Origin of the sequence: Fibrobacter sp. UWB16 (assembly GCF_900215325.1) — a bacterium.
In the GTDB taxonomy this organism is placed as follows: Bacteria; Fibrobacterota; Fibrobacteria; order Fibrobacterales; family Fibrobacteraceae; genus Fibrobacter.
In genome coordinates this window covers 294,725-313,096 of sequence record NZ_OCMS01000002.1, presented here as the reverse complement: position 1 = coordinate 313,096, position 18,372 = coordinate 294,725, and the positions used below count along the sequence as shown (strand labels likewise).

At 48.7% G+C, this 18,372-nt stretch carries 20 protein-coding genes and 1 tRNA gene; 16 read left to right on the top strand and 5 right to left on the bottom strand.

The window, feature by feature from the left end:
* Positions 1-12 precede the first annotated feature (12 nt).
* From CRN95_RS06760 to CRN95_RS06745, 4 genes are read right to left on the bottom strand one after another with little or no spacing between them, the layout of a single operon-like run.
* Positions 13-204 carry a hypothetical protein gene (locus CRN95_RS06760; protein WP_097020445.1) on the bottom strand — a complete coding sequence of 64 codons (192 nt, stop codon included), beginning with the start codon at positions 202-204 and terminating at the stop codon, positions 13-15.
* A gap of 15 nt (positions 205-219) precedes the next feature.
* Positions 220-1,464 (bottom strand): tyrosine-protein phosphatase, encoded by a 1,245-nt coding sequence (locus CRN95_RS06755; RefSeq protein WP_097020759.1) that lies wholly within the window; start codon positions 1,462-1,464, stop codon positions 220-222.
* Positions 1,465-1,516: 52 nt separating this feature from the next.
* Positions 1,517-2,128, bottom strand: coding sequence for a DUF2238 domain-containing protein (locus tag CRN95_RS06750; RefSeq protein ID WP_235002921.1), 612 nt, complete (start codon positions 2,126-2,128; stop codon positions 1,517-1,519).
* Positions 2,129-2,172: 44 nt separating this feature from the next.
* Positions 2,173-3,006 (bottom strand): hypothetical protein, encoded by an 834-nt coding sequence (locus CRN95_RS06745; RefSeq protein ID WP_097020443.1) that lies wholly within the window; start codon positions 3,004-3,006, stop codon positions 2,173-2,175.
* A 500-nt stretch (positions 3,007-3,506) separates the two neighbouring features.
* Here CRN95_RS06745 and miaB point away from each other — a divergent pair, with 500 nt between their 5' ends.
* The 11 genes from miaB (at position 3,507) to argS (ending at position 12,834) form a co-directional block, all read left to right on the top strand.
* A complete protein-coding gene (gene miaB / locus CRN95_RS06740) occupies positions 3,507-4,829 on the top strand; it encodes a tRNA (N6-isopentenyl adenosine(37)-C2)-methylthiotransferase MiaB (RefSeq protein WP_097020442.1) in 1,323 nt (440 codons plus the stop codon).
* A 136-nt stretch (positions 4,830-4,965) separates the two neighbouring features.
* The gene (locus CRN95_RS06735) at positions 4,966-5,892 is read left to right on the top strand and encodes an SPOR domain-containing protein (protein WP_097020441.1); all 927 of its coding nucleotides are present in this window, start codon (positions 4,966-4,968) and stop codon (positions 5,890-5,892) included.
* A gap of 117 nt (positions 5,893-6,009) precedes the next feature.
* Positions 6,010-6,093, top strand: a tRNA-Leu gene (locus CRN95_RS06730).
* 25 nt (positions 6,094-6,118) lie between these two features.
* A complete protein-coding gene (locus CRN95_RS06725; RefSeq protein ID WP_088629359.1) occupies positions 6,119-6,850 on the top strand; it encodes a hypothetical protein in 732 nt (243 codons plus the stop codon).
* A 9-nt stretch (positions 6,851-6,859) separates the two neighbouring features.
* A complete protein-coding gene (gene panD, locus CRN95_RS06720) occupies positions 6,860-7,216 on the top strand; it encodes an aspartate 1-decarboxylase (protein ID WP_088629360.1) in 357 nt (118 codons plus the stop codon).
* 141 nt (positions 7,217-7,357) lie between these two features.
* Positions 7,358-8,875: a flotillin family protein gene (locus tag CRN95_RS06715; RefSeq protein ID WP_088629361.1), complete on the top strand. Its 1,518-nt coding sequence runs from the start codon at positions 7,358-7,360 to the stop codon at positions 8,873-8,875.
* A gap of 81 nt (positions 8,876-8,956) precedes the next feature.
* A complete protein-coding gene (locus CRN95_RS06710; protein WP_235002920.1) occupies positions 8,957-9,526 on the top strand; it encodes a hypothetical protein in 570 nt (189 codons plus the stop codon).
* A 91-nt stretch (positions 9,527-9,617) separates the two neighbouring features.
* Positions 9,618-10,205, top strand: coding sequence for a hypothetical protein (locus tag CRN95_RS06705; RefSeq protein WP_097020439.1), 588 nt, complete (start codon positions 9,618-9,620; stop codon positions 10,203-10,205).
* Positions 10,206-10,279: 74 nt separating this feature from the next.
* Positions 10,280-10,732: a LytR C-terminal domain-containing protein gene (locus CRN95_RS06700; protein WP_097020438.1), complete on the top strand. Its 453-nt coding sequence runs from the start codon at positions 10,280-10,282 to the stop codon at positions 10,730-10,732.
* Entirely contained in the window at positions 10,716-11,135 is a 420-nt protein-coding gene (gene rsfS, locus CRN95_RS06695; RefSeq protein WP_012820303.1) for a ribosome silencing factor, read from the top strand. Before CRN95_RS06700 ends, rsfS begins: the two co-directional genes overlap by 17 nt.
* Complete coding sequence (gene argS, locus CRN95_RS06690; protein WP_088629365.1) at positions 11,122-12,834, top strand: arginine--tRNA ligase; 1,713 nt, start codon at positions 11,122-11,124, stop codon at positions 12,832-12,834. Before rsfS ends, argS begins: the two co-directional genes overlap by 14 nt.
* A gap of 91 nt (positions 12,835-12,925) precedes the next feature.
* On the opposite strand, the gene CRN95_RS06685 is transcribed toward argS, so the two are convergent.
* Entirely contained in the window at positions 12,926-14,047 is a 1,122-nt protein-coding gene (locus CRN95_RS06685; protein ID WP_097020437.1) for a fibrobacter succinogenes major paralogous domain-containing protein, read from the bottom strand.
* 106 nt (positions 14,048-14,153) lie between these two features.
* Here CRN95_RS06685 and purU point away from each other — a divergent pair, with 106 nt between their 5' ends.
* From purU to CRN95_RS06660, 5 genes are read left to right on the top strand one after another with little or no spacing between them, the layout of a single operon-like run.
* Positions 14,154-14,993, top strand: a complete 840-nt coding sequence (gene purU / locus CRN95_RS06680; RefSeq protein WP_235002919.1) for a formyltetrahydrofolate deformylase — start codon at positions 14,154-14,156, stop codon at positions 14,991-14,993.
* Between the two features lie 9 nt (positions 14,994-15,002).
* Entirely contained in the window at positions 15,003-15,611 is a 609-nt protein-coding gene (locus tag CRN95_RS06675; RefSeq protein ID WP_088629368.1) for a hypothetical protein, read from the top strand.
* A 9-nt stretch (positions 15,612-15,620) separates the two neighbouring features.
* Positions 15,621-16,289 (top strand): orotate phosphoribosyltransferase, encoded by a 669-nt coding sequence (gene pyrE / locus CRN95_RS06670; protein ID WP_088629369.1) that lies wholly within the window; start codon positions 15,621-15,623, stop codon positions 16,287-16,289.
* A gap of 6 nt (positions 16,290-16,295) precedes the next feature.
* On the top strand, positions 16,296-16,991 hold the full coding sequence (locus CRN95_RS06665) for a hypothetical protein (RefSeq protein WP_088629370.1): 696 nt from the start codon (positions 16,296-16,298) through the stop codon (positions 16,989-16,991).
* On the top strand, positions 16,988-18,244 hold the full coding sequence (locus CRN95_RS06660; RefSeq protein ID WP_097020436.1) for a hypothetical protein: 1,257 nt from the start codon (positions 16,988-16,990) through the stop codon (positions 18,242-18,244). The genes CRN95_RS06665 and CRN95_RS06660 overlap by 4 nt, the downstream gene beginning before the upstream one ends.
* Positions 18,245-18,372: the final 128 nt, after the last annotated feature.

Below are 18,372 nucleotides of genomic sequence, written 5' to 3'. Positions count from 1 at the left end.
ATCAACCTTTTTTTATTTTAACGGATAAACTATAGCCCTTTCTTTGAGAGTATCAGACTGCTGTTCATTGGCCTTCTCCGCTTTAGGTGTATCAAATTTAGAGGATTCCTTTTTATCAGAATTGTTACAAGCCGCCCACAACGCAGCTGCGGTCATCAAAGCGATTTTGCCAAGAAATTTGCTAAAGTTTTTGCCATACATCATAAATAACAAAATTATCTACTTCAGTCGCGATTTCAGCGCTTCGATTTCTGATTGTTCCATGCCAAGCGCCAGCAAATACTTTTCTGTAGCGGACGCTAAATCTGCATTTTCGAAATCAGAGATATCAACACCAGCCGTTTTGAACGAATTCTGCATAAGTCTTACAATAATCGCCTGTAGCAACGCCACTTGCTTTGCTGTCAAAGCAACATGTTGGCCATTAACCACGTTGTAAAAATTCTTGTGAGTCGTGGCGTAATCCGCCTTGATTTCACCAGCGGTCGCCCCCATCAGCGCTTCGAGCACGGCAATCGTAAATCCGGTTCGGTCCATGCCATACGTGCAATGCACTAGATACGGGCCTTCATGCTCTATCATATAGCGCAAGCCTTTGACAAGCCCTTCCTTGAACGGCGTATTCGCAAAAGCAGGTTCCACATTAAGATAGACCACATTCTGCGTTGCATAATAAGAATCTGCAAAGCCTTTGTATTCTTCGGCATATTGTAATTCATCTGCAAGGTTCACAAAAGTCCTAACGCCAGCCACCGCCGCCAATGAATCCGCAATTGCATTGCGATAAATCGCTGGATCAATCGGACTTGAAGATCGATAAAGCACACCCTCGCCCATTCCGGTTGTATGCACCATTCTAAAATTCGCAAACTCCTCAATAGACAAATCAGGATAAGCCCCCGGATAATTCGCAATTGAAAGCGACTTCAAATTTTCAAGATGGTCCACATAGCCACCCTTTTCCTTCATCTGCACAACAACATCTATCGGGAATTTCAAATCGCGCCCGAGACCAACGACCTCAGCCATTTGGCCGTAACGAGCCTCAAGCTTGATATAATTCAATCCCTCAGAGACATACAAAAAGAATTCACCGGGGAAAACATATCCGTAACCCGCAACTACAGGAACATCCACCGTATCGTACCCCGCAATCATCACCATCACGACATCGCCATAATCAAACTTTGTCAGGAACGAATCCGCAACAACGTCAAGTTTCACACCCCCGAATGCAAATATTTCAAGCGTATCCTCCATAACAGTCGTTGAAATCGAAACTAACCCATCTGCGGAAGAGCTCGATGCAACAACAGACGAGGACAACGCGTAATCCGAAGAACTTGATTCTTCAATGGCAGCGCAACTTTCGCCACCTATAGGATTCACTAAGATCGTACCATTATCGTCGTTGCTACAAGCAGCAAAAAGCAGCGCAAAAGCCAGCGCCCAAAACGCCAACATTTTTTTATCTAAAGCTTTAACCCAAAATCCAACCATGACTTAAATATATTTCTTAAGTTTCTAATTTGCGGAACTTTTTAACATTTAAACAAATTAAAACAGAAATTGTCGCCCCGATAAGGCACATGAACATATCTGTCTGCGTATCCCAAATGTAGCCCTGAGTTCCCAAGAAGGCTTCCGTATCCGTCGGATTGCTGAGTGATGCCAGCCACTCAATAATTTCATAAAGCGCAGAAATTGCCTCGGCCACGCACACCGACAAAAATCCCGTCCAGCCAGCCGTCTTGATAGGAGTCGTGCGGCGCAAAAGTTCAATCATCACAAGTGCAGGTGTAACGCCCTGCATTAAGTGCCCAATTTTATCGTAGTTGTTGCGCGCAAAGCCGAACCAATCCTGCATCCAGAATCCAAGAGGAACCTTCGCATACGAATAATGCGCCCCCACCAAAAGCACCGCCATGTGGAGCGCCATTACCACGTAAAGATACGTGGGCATCCTGAACTTTTTGTAGGTAAATACAAGGACCAACAGCCCGACAATCGCGGGAGCCGCTTCAAGAATCCACGTGAGGTAAGTATCCTCAACTCCGACAACAGACCAAAGCGTTGTCAGGAGAACTAAGCCAAGCAAGAACAAATGAGATTTTGTAATATTATTCATGGTAGGAATAATACAAATTTTCATCGACATGCAATATTTCAGAGCTACGTTTCATTCACCCTAAAAACACCTTGTATAATTAATCTTACTTCTGTTTGATTCAATGGTTTTTCAGAACTTTCCATTGAAATTATAAGATTTTTTCCAAAGACATAGCCACTTTTGAGATAAGATGATAACTTTTTGACAGCTAGCGAAGCATATTCAGGATCATCCATCATTCCCAAATGTTCCCATAATAGTTCTTTACGTGTACGCAAATCAAGGCAAGTAAAATCAGGATAAACCATTTTACCTCCATCAACGAGTTTCAAAGGACATTCGTATTTATAAGGGATTCCCAATCGTCCAAGCGAATCAGCAATAATCACTTCGGACTTTGAACGGACTCGTTCGCCCTTTGCTGTCCGCAAATCTGGAGCTCCAGCTTCAAAACCTTTCCCCTTATACGGCACAGCAAACCATCGCCTCGCATATTCTTCATCCGAAAGCAGGATTGGTTCAACCAAAGACTTGCGGACTTCATTCATCCGATTGTAAATGTTTGTCAATTCTTCGGGACTGTATTTTGCAATAAAACCATCAATTAACGAAAGTTCATGTTCCATTTCCCGAAGTGCTTTTTCGTCATAATCCTTCTGCGCAAGTTTTGACATTTGCGAAACATTGTCTTTGGGAATATATTCGCCCTTTAGCGATTTGGCATCAGTCAAATGATAACCGTAAAATTGATTTCCGCGTTTTGCGAGCCTCAAATGCCCCTGCGGAGCACGCTTCAAAGATTTTTTCGTTCTTTCAACAGCACGGAGAAGTTCCTCCGCACGATTTTGTAACGATAGCAATAAAATGTCGGGAGACAAACATTCAAATGATTGCATCGCACCCTCTTGTAATAGTTCATATAATAAACGATATAGCAAACCGAGGAGCGAACGCATCCTACATATAATAAGATAGGTCAGGTTGCATAACCCGACATTTGAAATATGCAAAAATAGTCGCGAAAAAACAAGTGGAGAAGCATATTTCACATTCAATGAGAAATTTTTGAAAAAACATGCTACGAAAATGAACTTTTTAACAATTTAGTAGCACAAATTTTACTTTATATTCAACATTTAAAGACTAGGCAGCCGCAATTATGCTACTAAAACGGGCATTTACGCAATCCTGTAGCATACAAAAGAGCTCAATCATGAAATCATGCATTAATTTTAGTTATTTTATTCAAATTTCATGCTACTAAATCAGGTATTTTGGCAATTTTGTAGCACATTTTCGCATTTTCCGCATATTCGAGCAGCAACATCCGCCATTTGCGCCATTTATCCTCGTCTCTCGTCACTCATCTCTCGTCTAAAAAACTATCTTTGGCCGCATGAAAAAATACCACTTGGCCACATACGGCTGCCAGATGAACGAATACGACTCCGCGATGATTGCGCAGGAGCTGGACATGTGCGGTTGCGTCGAGACGAACAACCAGGAAGACGCCGACATCATCATCGTGAACACCTGCAGCGTGCGTGAAAAGGCCGAGGAAACAGCCATCGTCAACATCAGCAAGCTCAAGTACTTGCGCAAGAAGAATCCCGACGTGAAAGTCGTCGTGTGCGGTTGCATGGCCAAGAATCGCGGGCCGGAACTGCTCAAGCGCCTCAAGAACGTGAACTACATCGTAGGCCCGGACCAGTACCGCAAAATTCCAGAACTTCTGTTCGGAGAAGCCCAGAGCCCGCTGCACAAGACGCACCACAAGATGTTCATCGACGAAGACCGCGACGAGAACTACCTCGGCGAATACGCCAAACTCCAGAATGACGTGAGCGCATTCGTCGCAATCCAGCGCGGTTGCAACAAGCGCTGCAGCTACTGCATCGTGCCGTACCTCCGCGGTCCCGAGAAATACCGCGACATGGACGACGTGCTGACGGAAGTCAAGCGAGCCGCCGACAAGGGCATCACCGAAGTGATGTTGCTCGGCCAGACGGTGAATGCATACAAGACGCCAAACGCAGACTTCACGACATTACTGACAAAAGTTTCCGAAATCGGTGGTATCAAGCGCATCCGCTTTACAAGCCCGCACCCGCGCCATTATACGAACGAACTCATTGACGTTCTCTTAAACAACCCGAAGGTCTGCCATTACGCGCACATTCCGCTCCAGAGCGGCTCCGACGCAATCCTCAAGAAAATGCGCCGCCAGCACAACATGGAACAGTACATGACCGTCATTGAGCAGTTGCGCAGCAAGGATCCGTACTACGCCATTTCGACAGACGTCATCTGCGGATTCGTGGGCGAAACTGACGAAGATTTTGAACAGACGATCAAGGCATTTGAAGCCTGCCAGTTCGACACGGCATACATGTTCATCTACAGCCCGCGCAAAGGCACCGAATCGTTCAACGAAGCCGAAATTCTCACGCCCGAAGAAAAGTCGGCCCGCCATTCGCGCCTCGTGGAACTCCAGAACGCCATCACGCTCAAGCGCAACCAGATGATGATTGGCCGCACCGAAGAAATCCTCGTCGAACACGGCTCCACCCGCGACAAGACGGAACTCGTCGGCAAGACGGACAACTTCAAGAAGGTCATTTTCAAGCCGGAGGAAGGCCGCATCATCAAGCCGGGCGATTACGTCAAGGTGAAAATTGACGACATCCGAGGCTGGACGCTCCGCGGCACCCTAGTGTAACGCACCTCAAAAACACAGACCGCACTCCCTAGTCGAGTTTACGTAACTTACGGAATATCAACGAGTTACGCGTTCTGCGCAAGCCATTTTGTAAAAATATTTATATCTTTACTCTTGAGGGTAACTAGAGGGTAATATGGCTAAATATTTTATTCACAATTTGGTTATTACAGGCGCACTGTGCGCGTTTGCCACCACAGCATCCTTCGCTGAGGCCGCACCAACTCTCGCCACCGCCCAAAAAGCTTACGTAAACGGCAACTGGAAAGTCGCCGCAGCCGCATATGAGCAGGTTTGCCCGAACGAGCCCGAAGCAACTCGTACTGAATGCTATTTATGGAATGTACTTGCCCTTTCTCAAACGGGCATTGCCGCTGATTTCAGCAAGGCTGGCAAGCGTCTCGACAGTCTCATCGACAAGACGAACCCGCAACAAGCCATTTATGCGGACCTTATGATGACCAAGGCCCAGTTCCAGATGTACCTTGGCCGCTACAACAAGGCCGCCGAATCCCTCGTACACGCAATCGAAACTTCGCAACCGCATCAAATGACCGTGCTGCAGAAAGTCTGCGTCGCCGTCCAAGACCGCGCCCATAGCGAAGATTTGAACGAAGCCTGCAAAAACCTCGGCAATCCCGAAGCCATCAAGCAAGCCGTCGCCAAGAGGGAACAAGCAAAAGCGGAACAACTCGCCAGCACCAATCAGCCCGCAAGCAGCACCCCAGCTGCAAACAATGACGTTGCCAAAGTAGCAGACACCAAGGCCGAACCCGCGCCAACAAAGGCGCCCGAAACAAAGCCAGCCGAAGACAAATCCGCATGGCAGCTACAACTAGGGGCATTTGGAGTCAAGTCCAACGCCGACTTGCTCGTAGACAATCTTAAAAAGCGCAACATCGCCTGCACCATCAGCCAGAACACGCTTGAAAGCGGGAAAGTCCTCTATATCGTACGCACAGGTCCATTTGATACAAAGGAAAGTGCTGTGGATTACGGAGCTAAAAAACTCGCCCCGCTCAATGTGGAATTCAGGCCAATGCTTGTAAAACAAGCCCTTTAAGCAAATAAAATTATACTCGAAAAAATTTTTTACAGATTTTAACGCCTAAAACATGCGTTTTTTTGCATTATACCTACAAAAAAAGCAAAAATAGTGCTATATTTGTTGTGCTCCCCCGCCGGGGTGGTGAAATTGGTAGACGCGCTGGACTCAAAATCCAGTACTCGCGAGAGTGTGAGGGTTCGATTCCCTCCCCCGGCATTAAACGTTTAAGAAAGAGATCAAAATGAGTAACATGTTCAAAGTGCTTTCTGCTGTTCTTTTCGCGGGCTCACTAGCGTTTGCTCAGTCTGATGACCTCTTCTCTGACGATTTCCAGGATGCTGCAACTGCAGACTCTATCGCTCAGGCAAACGCCGAAGCAACGACTCAAGCAAACATTGGTAACGCTCAGGCTGTTGGTGGCCAGTGGGAAGGTTTCAAGTACGAAGATATGGGCCTTACCCAGTGGGAATATCAGCAGGCTAAAGAACAAGGCGTTTCTCGCGAAAAATTGACAAAGCTTGTTGAGCTTGGCATTCGCCCGACAGAATATCTCCAAAAGCCCTGGAACAGACTCGGCGTGAGCGAAGAAGATTGGCTTAGCCAGCGTGCCGAAGGTATGGAAGATGCAGACATCGACCGTTCTTACCGCTATCGCAATGGTGATCAATCCAGCGCTTATATTTCTCTTTTGATTCCATCCTATTATCAGTGGAAGACAAAACAAACCGCCAAGGCAACCTTCATGGATGTCCTTGAAATTGGTAGTATCACAGTCACCGTAGTACTTGCCGTTCAGGATAAGAGCTATTGGTGGTACGGATTCCTTGGAATCGCCGCCGCACACCTTTGGTCTTTTGCAGATGCATTCATCAGCACCCAGTGGGATAGCAATCCGGATGCAAACCGCTTTAGCTTCGGTATTATTCCGACACCAGACCAGGGCGTAGCAAGCTTCCTTAATGTCAAGTTCTAAGCAGCAAAAATGCAGCTAGAATTACTTAAAGCCAAAATTCATCGTGCTACAGTTACCGATGCGAATCTCAACTATGAAGGTTCCATCACTATCGCACGCGATTTAATGGATGCAGCAGGCATCCTCCCCTTCGAAAAAGTCGGCGTTCTTGACGTCAATAATGGTTCCCGCCTTGATACGTATGTCATCGAAGGCCCGGCAAAATCTGGTGTCATCTGCCTGAACGGTGCAGCAGCCCGCTTGGTACAGCCTGGTGACCTCGTAATTATCGTAGCTTATGCAACGATGTCCCCGGAAGAAGCCAAGACCTGGAAACCGACCGTCATCCGCGTCAACGGCAAAAACGAAATCATCGAAAAAATCTAAAAGCGCAAACAACTCGCGTTTAATGGTCCCGGCATTTGCCGGGCTTTTTTTTGTACGTAACACCAATTTTTTTACGATTTGGCGGTTTATGACAATGTAAATGTTGTATATTAAATGTAAACTAAAATAATGAGGTTTTTAATGCCAGAAAACATCCACTACATCGCTATTGCAGCGGCTATACTTTTACTGATTATCGTTTTCGTGATGTCCTACATCAAGGCAGCTCCGGACGAAGCGATTATCGTTTCCGGTATCCGTAAGGTTCCAAGAGTCATCATCGGTCGCGCAGGGTTGCGCATCCCGTTCTTCGAACGCGCTGACCACCTTTCCCTGCAATTGATTCAGATTGACGTGAAGACAGGAAGCCCGGTCCCCACCAAAGACTACATCAACGTATCCGTCGACGCCGTCGTGACCGCCAAGATTTCGGACAATCCGGACCGTCTTAAATCTTCTGCACAGAACTTCTTGAACAAGAAACCCGAAGACATTCGCGCCATGATCGTCGACATTCTCGAAGGTAACATGCGTGAAATTGTCGGCCGTATGCAGCTCGTGGACCTCGTGGGCGACCGCAAGCAGGTCTCTGAACTCGTGCTCGAAAACGCCATCCCGGACCTTGAAAAACTCGGTATCGTGGTGCAGACGTTCAACATCCAGAACTTTGAAGATGCCAACGGCGTGATTGAAAACCTCGGTGTCGATAAGACTTCCGCCATCCGCAAGGCAGCGGCCATTTCCAAGGCCAACGCCGAACGCGATATCAGCGTTGCCCAATCGCAGGCCAAGAAAGAAGCTAACGATGCAGCCGTTGCCGCAGAACTCGAAATCGCCCAGAAGCAAAACGACCTCGCCGTGAAAAAGGCCAACTTGCAGAAGATTTCCGATACAGAAAAGGCAATCGCAGACGCCGCTTACGAAATCCAGAAGCAGACTCAGCAAAAGGAAATCAACGTTGCCCAGGCTGAAGCCGAAGTCGCCAAGCAAGAAAAGGAAATTGAAATTCGCGAACGCATGGTCATGGTGACCGAAAAGGAACTTAAAGCGGAAATCGAAAAGAAAGCCGAAGCCGAACGCCAGGCACAAATCCAGCGTTCCGAAGCCGAGCTTTTCCAACAGCAGAAAGACGCAGAAGCCGTCCGCTACAAGGAAGAACAGCGCGCCAAGGCCATCAAGCAGATTGCAGAAGCCGAAAAGGAAAAGGCGTTCGCAGAAGCCGAAGCTACGAAAGCCAAAGCCCTCGCCGAAGCCGAAGCGACCAAGGCAAAGGGTTTAGCAGAAGCAGAAGCCATCAAGGCCCAAGGCCTTGCCGAAGCCGAAGCACTCAACAAGAAGGCCGAAGCCATGAAGCTTTATGGAGACGCCGCCCGTCAGGAAATGCAGCTCAAGACGATTGAAAAGTACTTCGAACAGATGCCGCAAATTGCAGCCGCCATTGCAAAGCCGATGGAAAAGATCGGAAACATCACGATGTACGGCGAAGGCAATACAGCAAAGCTCACTGGAGACATCACCAAGACGCTCACGCAGGTCACGAACGGCCTTACGGACTCGCTCGGCATTGACCTCCGTACAGTTCTTGGCTCCATGTTCGGGGCAAAACTCGCCGGAGTCACCAAAAGCGACGATCCAAAAAACGACAACAATAACAAATAATTCCTGAGAAATTCATCTCGACCGGGAGGCTTCATTTTATCATGAAGCCTTCTTTTTTTATATATTCATTATATGCGATTCATGAGTCTTACAGTGTTATTCCTAGCAGCGCTTGCCTTTGCGGCCTCCCCCGCGAAGGAAGATTCTAGCGCGCTCTCGGAAACATTGGTCGCAGCCCAAGACACAGTTGTCGATACTATTTACGTCATCCAGGAAAGCGGAATCCCGTGGAACCGCGAGCACTTTGACCCAGAACGCCTCATTCGCCACGACACTTTTGACCCGGCGCTCAAGGTGGCCTACACCTACTCTGTAAGCTTTATCGGCGGCTCTTTGGGGTCTTTTGCACAACAAAGCTTTATGGCTCATTTCGCTTACGAGTTCACCCCAGACCTTCACTTGTATGCCAATGTAGGCTTATGGATGCCACTCTATTCGAGCATCCATTTCGGGAACCGTATTGCAAGAGAAGATGTGAAACAAGGGAACGTAGGCGTATTGATTCCAGATATTACGCTCGAATACAAGCCAAGTGACAAGATGACTTTGAGGGTCATGTACATCAACGAAAGAGACGCATTCAGAGCCTATGGACCGCATCGTTACTTCTACGACGATTGTCCTTGGCGAAACCCGCATTATTGCTGGTAATCGACGGCGTCCGTGGCGGCGGCTCGGTAATAAAATTGAACAAGTTCAATTTTACTACTCTCGCCTTGCACACTTTTGTATATTCGGTTTCATGAAACAAATTATTTTATCTGCTCTTTGCATATCAACGTTTGCATTTGCAAACGTAACAACAAACATCGAATCATCCGAAATGGCCTCTCAAGTCATTACCAAAACGTCAGTATCCAAAAGCAATGAGGCCGAAGCCAATTACGAATTTAGAAACGATGGAATTCCCTGGAACCGCGAATTTGATTCAGACCGTATGGTCCGTCATCAGACATTCGACCCGGCCTTAAAAGTCGCATACTCCTATTCACTCAATTTCGTTGCAGGTAGTTTCGGGTCGTTCGCAAACCAAAGCTTTATGGGGCATTTCGCCTACGAGTTCACACCGAATCTTCACTTGTACGCAAATGTCGGTCTCTGGATGCCAATCTACGCAAACATTAGCAATGGTTCCCGCATTGCAAGAGAGGACCTACGCCAGGGCAATGTCAATGTGTTGATTCCAGATGTTTCGCTGGAATACAAACCTAGCGAAAACACATTAATAAGAATTTCCTACGTCAATGAACGCGACGCACTGAAGGCCTACGGTCCACGCAGTTTCTTCCACAACGAATGTCTTAGTCGCAGTTCCATCCTCTGCCAGTAAGCTCTTCTATTCTATATAGTCCCCCCGGATTTATTCCGAGGGCTTTTTTATTTTTGCTAGATTTGTATCAAAGAATGTTCTACAACTATTCTAAAGCGCTCCGCCTAAAATTTGCCGTAGGAGTTTCTTCGGCTGTTTTTGCCGCATGCCTCTTTACAGGCTGTAAAGAAGAAAAGCCTGCCCCTGCCGTCGTTCGCAAAGTCCGTCCCATCAAAGGTGATGTGGAAGTTCTGAACAGCTGCAGCATGAAGGGAGCCGCAACTAAGATGCGTGCTTTCTTGCGCAAAAAAGGATTTGACGTAGTCTACATTGACAACGAACGCCTCCAGAACTACGAAGAAACAGTCATCGTGCTTAGGAACCCGGAATGGGAAGGCGCACAGGCTCTCGCCGCCACCCTAAAAACAAAGAACGTTCTTGTGCTACTCGACAAAAACGCCACAGTCGATGCCGTCGTACACACTGGTAGAGATTTTCAACAAATAATAGAACCCGATCAGGGAGAACAACATGACAGCAACAAATAACCAAGATTTTTCTGAAACCGTTAAGCTTGGTGCAGGTATCCTTTTTGAACTCCGCGCCCAAAACGTGCAGCTCATCGACCTCCGCGGCGTCAAAAACGAAGCGGATTATTTCCTCATCGCCACTTGCGAAAGTGAAGCCCAGATGCAGGCCATTCTGAATGAACTTACCAAGGAATTTAAGGCTCGCAAGCTCCACTATGTCGGCGTTGAATACAAGGAAGGCGTACGCTGGGCCATCTTCGATGCTGGTCTTGACCTGATGGTTCACCTCTTCGAAGAAGAAAAGAGAAACGAAATTTCCTTCGACCGCCTCTATGCAGACGGCAAACTCATGAACCTCGATGAACATGACTTCATCCGCGAAGACGCTAAGAAGTCTGGAGACGATAATGAACTCATTTAATGCAGAAATCGCAAAGGCACTTGCAGCAACTGGAGCTTTTGACGAAGAAGCCGCATTGAAACTTATTTCCGTACCGCCTGATACAAGTCACGGCAACTACACCATTCCTTGCTTTTCTCTTGCAAAGACCCTCCGCAAGGCACCGAAGCTCATTGCCGAAGATTTAGCAGCAAAGGTTCAGCTCCCGGCTGGGCTTTCTAAAGTTGAAGCCGTGAACGGTTACCTCAACTTCTTCATCGACCGCGGATTCCTCGCCAAGTCTACGCTCGACGAAATCGCCGCCAAGGGTTTGGAATACGGCCATGCCGCATCGAATGGCAAGGTTGTCTGCATCGACTACAGCTCCCCGAACATCGGTAAGGAACTCGCCTTCCACCACTTGCGTTCTACAATGATCGGTAACTCGCTTGCCCGCATCTACAAGGCTGCCGGTTACAAGGTCGAACGCATCAACCACCTCGGTGACTGGGGCACTGCATTCGGTAAGCTCATCGTGATGTACCTCCGCGAAAAGCTCCCGACCGACGAAGCAACTTTGAACGCACTCACCGTGAAGGAACTCAACATCCTTTACGCTAGCTTCTCCAAGGCCTCCAAGGAAGAACCCGGCCTCGAAGACGAAGCTCGCGCCGCATTCACAAAGCTCGAACAGGGCGACGAATTCTACCGCAAGCTTTGGACCGCATTCCGCGCCGCAACGCTCAAGGAACTCATGCGCATTTACGACATGATGGGCGTTGGCTTTGACCACTACACCGGTGAATCCTTCTTTGAAGACAAGATTCCGGCCGTGCTCGACGAACTCCGCGAAAAGAACTTGTTGGTGAACAGCCAGGAACGCGACGTGGTGATGCTCGATGAATTCGACCTGAACCCGTGCCTTATCCGCAAGAGTGATGGTTCCACGTTGTACGCAACCCGCGACCTCGCTGCCGCAATTTACCGCAAAAAGGAATACAACTTCGACAAGTGCCTTTATGTGGTGGACTTGGGACAAGCTCTCCACTTCAAGCAGGTGTTCCACGTGCTCAAGAAGATGGGCCGCGAATGGTACAAGGACATGTACCACATTCCGTTCGGCGTGATCCTCCAGATGGTCGACGGCAAGTGGGAAAAGGGCAAGACACGTACCGGTACGGCAAGCCTCCTCCGCGATGTGATTGAAGCCGCCCAAAAGAAGATTCTCGAATTCATCGACGAAAAGAATCCGGGCCTCGAAAACAAGGAACTCATTGCACGCCAGATCGGTATCAGCGCTCTTACCTTCAACGACCTCAAGAACAGCCGCTTGAAGGATGTCCGCTTTGACTGGGATGCCGTCATGAGTTTCGAAGGCGACACGGGTCCGTACGTGCAGAACGCACACGTCCGTCTTTGCAGCATTATGCGCAAGGCCGGCTACACCGTTCCGGTGGCTGACGTGGATTACGCTCAGCTTACCGATGACGCCGCCTACAGCCTCATCAACATTCTCGCCAAGAAGGGTGAAAAGATTCTCGCCGCAGTCAAGGACGATGAACCGAGCGTGCTCGCACAATATGCACTCGAAATTGCCGAAGCCGCACACAAGTTCATCCACGAAGACCGCGTGCTCGGATCCGCCGAAGAAAAGTCCAGACTCTTCCTCGTGCAGTCTACACAGATTGTGCTCGAAAACGTCCTCGACTTGCTCGGCCTCTTCCCAATCCGCCAGATGTAAAATACGCCGCGCCCTCGGCGCGACGCATTTTTTATGCATATAAAAAAAGAGAGCTTTTTAAGCTCTCTTTTTTTGCGCTCAGCGCCAATCCTTAGTTACCGTTAATGCATCTCACAGAATAACCGTTATTCCTAGCCGTTGCAGGCACGAGCTGGCGAACCATCTGGTCGCTCATGCGGCCCATAGCCCAAAGCCAAATCGTTTCGTTACGGCCATTCTGTGCAGACCAGAAGCCAGCGTATTCGCCCATGTCTTCATAGCGAACCGTAGACTTGCCGAGAAGCTTGCGATAGCCCGAAGAGAAGATGGTGAAACCGTATTCGTCGGTACCGCCACCGCCCTGCCAGCCAGTCGTAGCCTTCATCTTTGTAGCAAAGTTACCGCACTTGTCAACGCCATCGTAGCAGCCCGTGAGGCCCTTGAGCATGTCGGACCATTCGCGGTCACGCGGCAAGTGCCAACCTTCCGGGCAAGCCTTGCGAGCACCTTCGAGGTCGTACAGACGACCGCTACGTGCGCAGTAAGAGTCCTTGTCTTCGTAGCACCAGGAGTGGCCTTCGACATTGTAGTTCACGTTCTGGGCAAACCATTCACGGCCTTCGACCTTGATGATTCGATAAACTTGACCATCGCGCGGGTCCGTAAACGAAGTGGACTTGTCGCGAATTTCAGCGCGGTGTTCCTGTTCGGCAATGCGGAATTCAGAGAGCTGTTCGCGCTTGTACTTCTGACGTCCTTCAAGTTCGTTCACCCAAGCTTTCTGAGCCTGCGGATTGGTAAACTTTATACGCAAGTCATGGACGTTGAACAAGTCGTTACCGCAAGCAAAGTCCACACCGGCAATGTTGATGATAAGGTCTTCGCTACCAAAATGGCGCGGCTTATCGAAATAAGAAATCCACGCTTCCATGGTATTGCGGCAATTCTCGTAGAAGTTCGGATCTTCGACCAACTTTGCCGGAACAGTCATGTTACCAGCAACAGAAAAGTCAAACTTGTCATCCAAAACGCGGAAGGAAACCGGCTGGATATTCTTATAATGGGTGTATTCGCCAAAACGGATATTTCCATCAATCTTGGCCGCGGCATATTCGCCCTGACCTTCAGCGTTAAAAATGGCATCCCATGTCTTAGGAGGTGCTGCAAACACCTGAGCGACAGACAAAGCGAGCACGGAGTAAATTCCCAGTCTGAACAATTTAATTCTCTCCATTTTTCAATACTTTTTATTTCTTGGTGTAATGTTAGTTATTTTTCATCTACTTGGAAATAAAATATTTGGTAACATGGCCTAAATTTTTTAATATTATAGTATGTCTATGACTCGTTATATTCTCCAGATCCTTTGCCCTGACCAAAAAGGGCTTATCGCCGGCACCACGCAAGTCCTTGCTAAAGCCGGAGCAAACATTATCGACCTCCAGCAACACACAGCCAAGGATATCGAAACCTTTTTCTTGCGCGCCGTTTTCGACATTGAAGCGGATGGCATTCCCGAAGTCAAAAGACACCTCGAAACAATTGCCCCGCACCTCCAGTTGAACTGGAAATTGTTCGACACCTCCAAGACCGAACGCGTTGCCATTTTTGTTTCCAAGACGGACCACTGCCTTTACGACTTGCTCCTCAAGCGCCGCGATGGCGACCTTCCCTGCGAATTCAGCTGCATCGTGGGTAACCACCCGGATTTAGGCCCCGTGGGCGGTTCCTTTGGCGTGCCGTTCTACTATGTGCCGTCCAACCCGGACAAGTCGATTCCCGAAAACCGTTTCCGCGAAATTATCGAAGAAACCAAGACGGATACCATCGTTCTTGCCCGCTACATGCAGATTTTGACTGCGCAGTTCACAGAAGAATTCAAGTACCGCATCATCAACATCCACCATGGGTTCCTCCCGGCATTCAAGGGAGCAAAGCCCTACCACCAGGCATGGCACAAGGGTGTAAAGATTATCGGTGCAACAGCGCATTTTGCCACTGAAGACCTCGACCAGGGGCCGATTATTTGCCAAGACATCCAGCGCGTTCCTGAAACCGCAAGCATCGATGAACTCGTCGAACTAGGCAAGGACATCGAAAAGCGCACGCTTTCACAGGCGCTTAAGCTGTGGCTTGAACATCGCGTGTTCGTTCACGCCGGCAGAACATTTATTCTCTAGGAGTTACTCATGTCCGAAGAAATCAAGAATGAAGCCCCCGCTCAAGAGCCGATTACTTCCGCAGACAACGAAGTCAAGACCGAAGCTACAACCGAAGTCAACCAGACTCGTATCGAAACTTCTTCCACAGAAGAACTCGTCAATCCGCTGACAGGCGAAGTCATCTCTCCGAAGAAGCCCAAGGAAAAGTCATCGAACTCTCCGTACAAGCAGTTCAAGCCGGAAACATTCGTGAATCCGATGACGGGCGAAGAAGAACAGACATCGATTGGCTCCCAGGTCATCGTCAAGAAAGACCGCGGACTCGCCTACTACGTCGGCTTTGCCCTTCTCGTGGTTTTGAGCTTTGCATTCTTCTTTTTGCCGGGCATTACCATCACGTTTGCTGTAAGCCGTCTCGTTGACCTGAACACTTCTGCAGCTTGGGTCTTCAGTTCCATCTTGAGTTTTGGCGTCTGGCTCATTTTCAAGATGAAAATCAAGGGTTTTGAAAAATCCTTCCACAGCTATTTAGTACTTTGCGTCATATGCTTGGTCGCCATGTTCGCGATCCAGTTTATTACCGACTACAACATCATCTCTGAAGTTATTGCGCTCCTCGTCGGAGCTAAAGCCTAGGAATTAGCAATGAATAAAGACAACTTTGTACACTTCCTCGTAGAATCTGGAGCCCTCAAGTTCGGCAACTTCGTCACCAAGAGCGGTCGCGAGACGCCTTACTTTATCAATACTGGAGAGTTCCGTACGGGCGCCTCCCTTTCGAAGCTCGCTGAATTCTATGCAGCTGCATTTATGGTTCATTTCGACGGCAAGGCTCAGAACCTTTACGGACCGGCCTACAAGGGCATTCCACTCTGCGCTGCTACAGCCATGAAGCTCTCTGACTTGTACGCCCAGAACCTTACGTTCACGTACAACAGAAAAGAAGTCAAGGATCACGGTGAAGGCGGTTCCCTCGTCGGTTACAAGTACGCCGAAAAGACAAACGTCGTCATTATCGAAGACGTGATTACCGCAGGTACTTCTGTCAACGAAACCATGCAGGCACTTTCCCAGATCGAAAACGCCAACGTCATCGGCCTTCTCATCTCTGTGGACCGCAAGGAAAAGCTCGAAAACGGCAAGTCCGCATTGCAGACTGTTCAGGAACAGTACGGCATTGAAGCCCACTCCATCGTAGACATCAACGACATCATTGCATTCCTCGAAAGCGAAGAAAACCGCAAGGCAATTAATGCTCCCGAAGGAATCCTTGACCGCGTTTACGCTTACCGCGAAAAGTGGGGCGCCGTCTAAAAGCTAATGGCGTTCAAGAAGTCGATACTTTCCATCGGATTTGCAATCTGCATGCTCATGGGGTGTGCAGATTCTTATCATTGGACCGCAAGCCACCCCTCGTACCATAAGGCTCCTTATGGCGGTATTGCGGTAACAGGTATCGAAAACGCTTTTGTCATTACGCGTTCCAATTGGTTTGCCAAGCGTCTCGAAATCAGTACCGACAGCATCCAGATCAAAGGAACCGAGCACTGCCGCAAAACATTCGAAACTGAATTGCGCAAGGCCTATGGGAACCTCATCGTCCTCGCCGATACGGCCAACAGCAAATTTCCCGAAGAAAGCCTAAAACTTGATGAACGCATATTCATCAAGGGGCACATTCCGGAACAAGGCGTCACGCTCAAGGACTCGGCAGGAAACGTCCCTCCCATAGTCCTCATTCTGCACGAATTCATCATCGGCACAGACCTGAAGCGCGAAAATTTCTTTGACTACGCTCTTATCCATAACGAAAGCGGCAGCATCCGCAAGCCAGATAACGTCAGCGCCATATTCTCTTACACGCTCTGGGACAACCTGAAGCAGCGCCCGCTATTCAGCGCCGTTGACGAAATCCAGCAGCCCATCACGACGTATAAGTTAAAAGACCTGACAAACCTCATTCAAATTGCCATCCAAAAGATTCGCAAGAACCTTTACGAAGGAGTCGTCAAATGAAAAAGCTCCTCGTTATCTTGATGATTTTGGTCGCCTGGGCAAGCGCATCTGAGGTGTATTTCGATTCCCGTTTTACGCTCTGGAAAGACGCAGCCGTTTACATTTGGACGCTTGATGGCAATTCTCCGGTCAACGCCAATGAATTTTGCCTTTCGCTCCGCCGAAACAACACGGGTATTGGAGAACCCAAGTGTCGCGAACTCGGTGAATGGGAACGAGACACCGTCGCCACACGTTACGGTTCCTGGCTCTCGAACAACCTTGAAAAAGGATTACCCTCAAGTTACCTGCGCGCAAGACACCCCGGCATGGCCGCCAAAATTCAGGCCCTCGAAGACAACATCGTTCTTTTGCTCATTCCGCAAGGAAAGTTCATCCAGGTCGCCATTTTTGACGAAACAGCCCAGGAACCCAAAGCCGCAGGCATCGTCAAGGCAAACAATGACAAAGTCGCCCTCAGCGACGACATTGCAGCCACATTTTTTGACAAGCGCACCAAGCGCCGCCTCACCAAGGAAGAACGTCTCAAAAAACAGACCGAGCCCGACGACCTCTATAAAGAAGTCCCGAATCTCAAAGTCTGGGCAGGCGTAGGCATCGGTTATTCCCAGGCCCATTTCCCGCTCACTCCGGACAACTGGACAAGCAGCCACACCAAAAGCCGTGTCAAAAATTACCGCGTCACCAAGGACTCCGTTAGCCTTTGGAACTTTATCGAAGACAGCGATGCTTTCCTGAGCCTTTATGCGGGCCTGACTTGGCACGGGTTCATCGGTGTTGAATTCATGTACCGCTATTCCAACCGGGACATGAAAACAGACAAGTCCGATACGGTCTATCGTGAACTCGACCATTGGAATTTCGGGCAACATGATATCGGGCTCAACGCACTCCTTTCCATGACATACCCCATCACGCCATGGCTAGACATTACTCCGCTATTTTTCCTTGGGTTCCAATACACCTTCTACGTCGAAGATATCGGACTAAAGAACGAAAAACAAGAACCCTCCAGAGCCTACAAGTATCGCATTAAATTCGAAGACCTTTATAAAGGGGCTTTAATTGGCATAGGCGGACAATTCGTATTTAAGAAGCATTACGGTATCGATTTGCGTACTGGTGTTTCGAGCCGTGGCAGGGATCTTTACGTGGCACCGTCACCCGATGCTGGCGCCGCCCCCACAACCATCGGAAAATCTACCATCGATTGCTTTGTAAGCCTCGGGTTTGAATACCACTGGACTCTATAACCCCTGCTTTTTCTCATCTTTCGTCTCACGTCTCTCGTCTATTTTCTAAATTTGCGCCCCTTGGGCGCATTTAGCTCGGCTCGACCATGTCAAAACAACAAGTTGTTTTGCCGCGGCGCTCGCCTTTT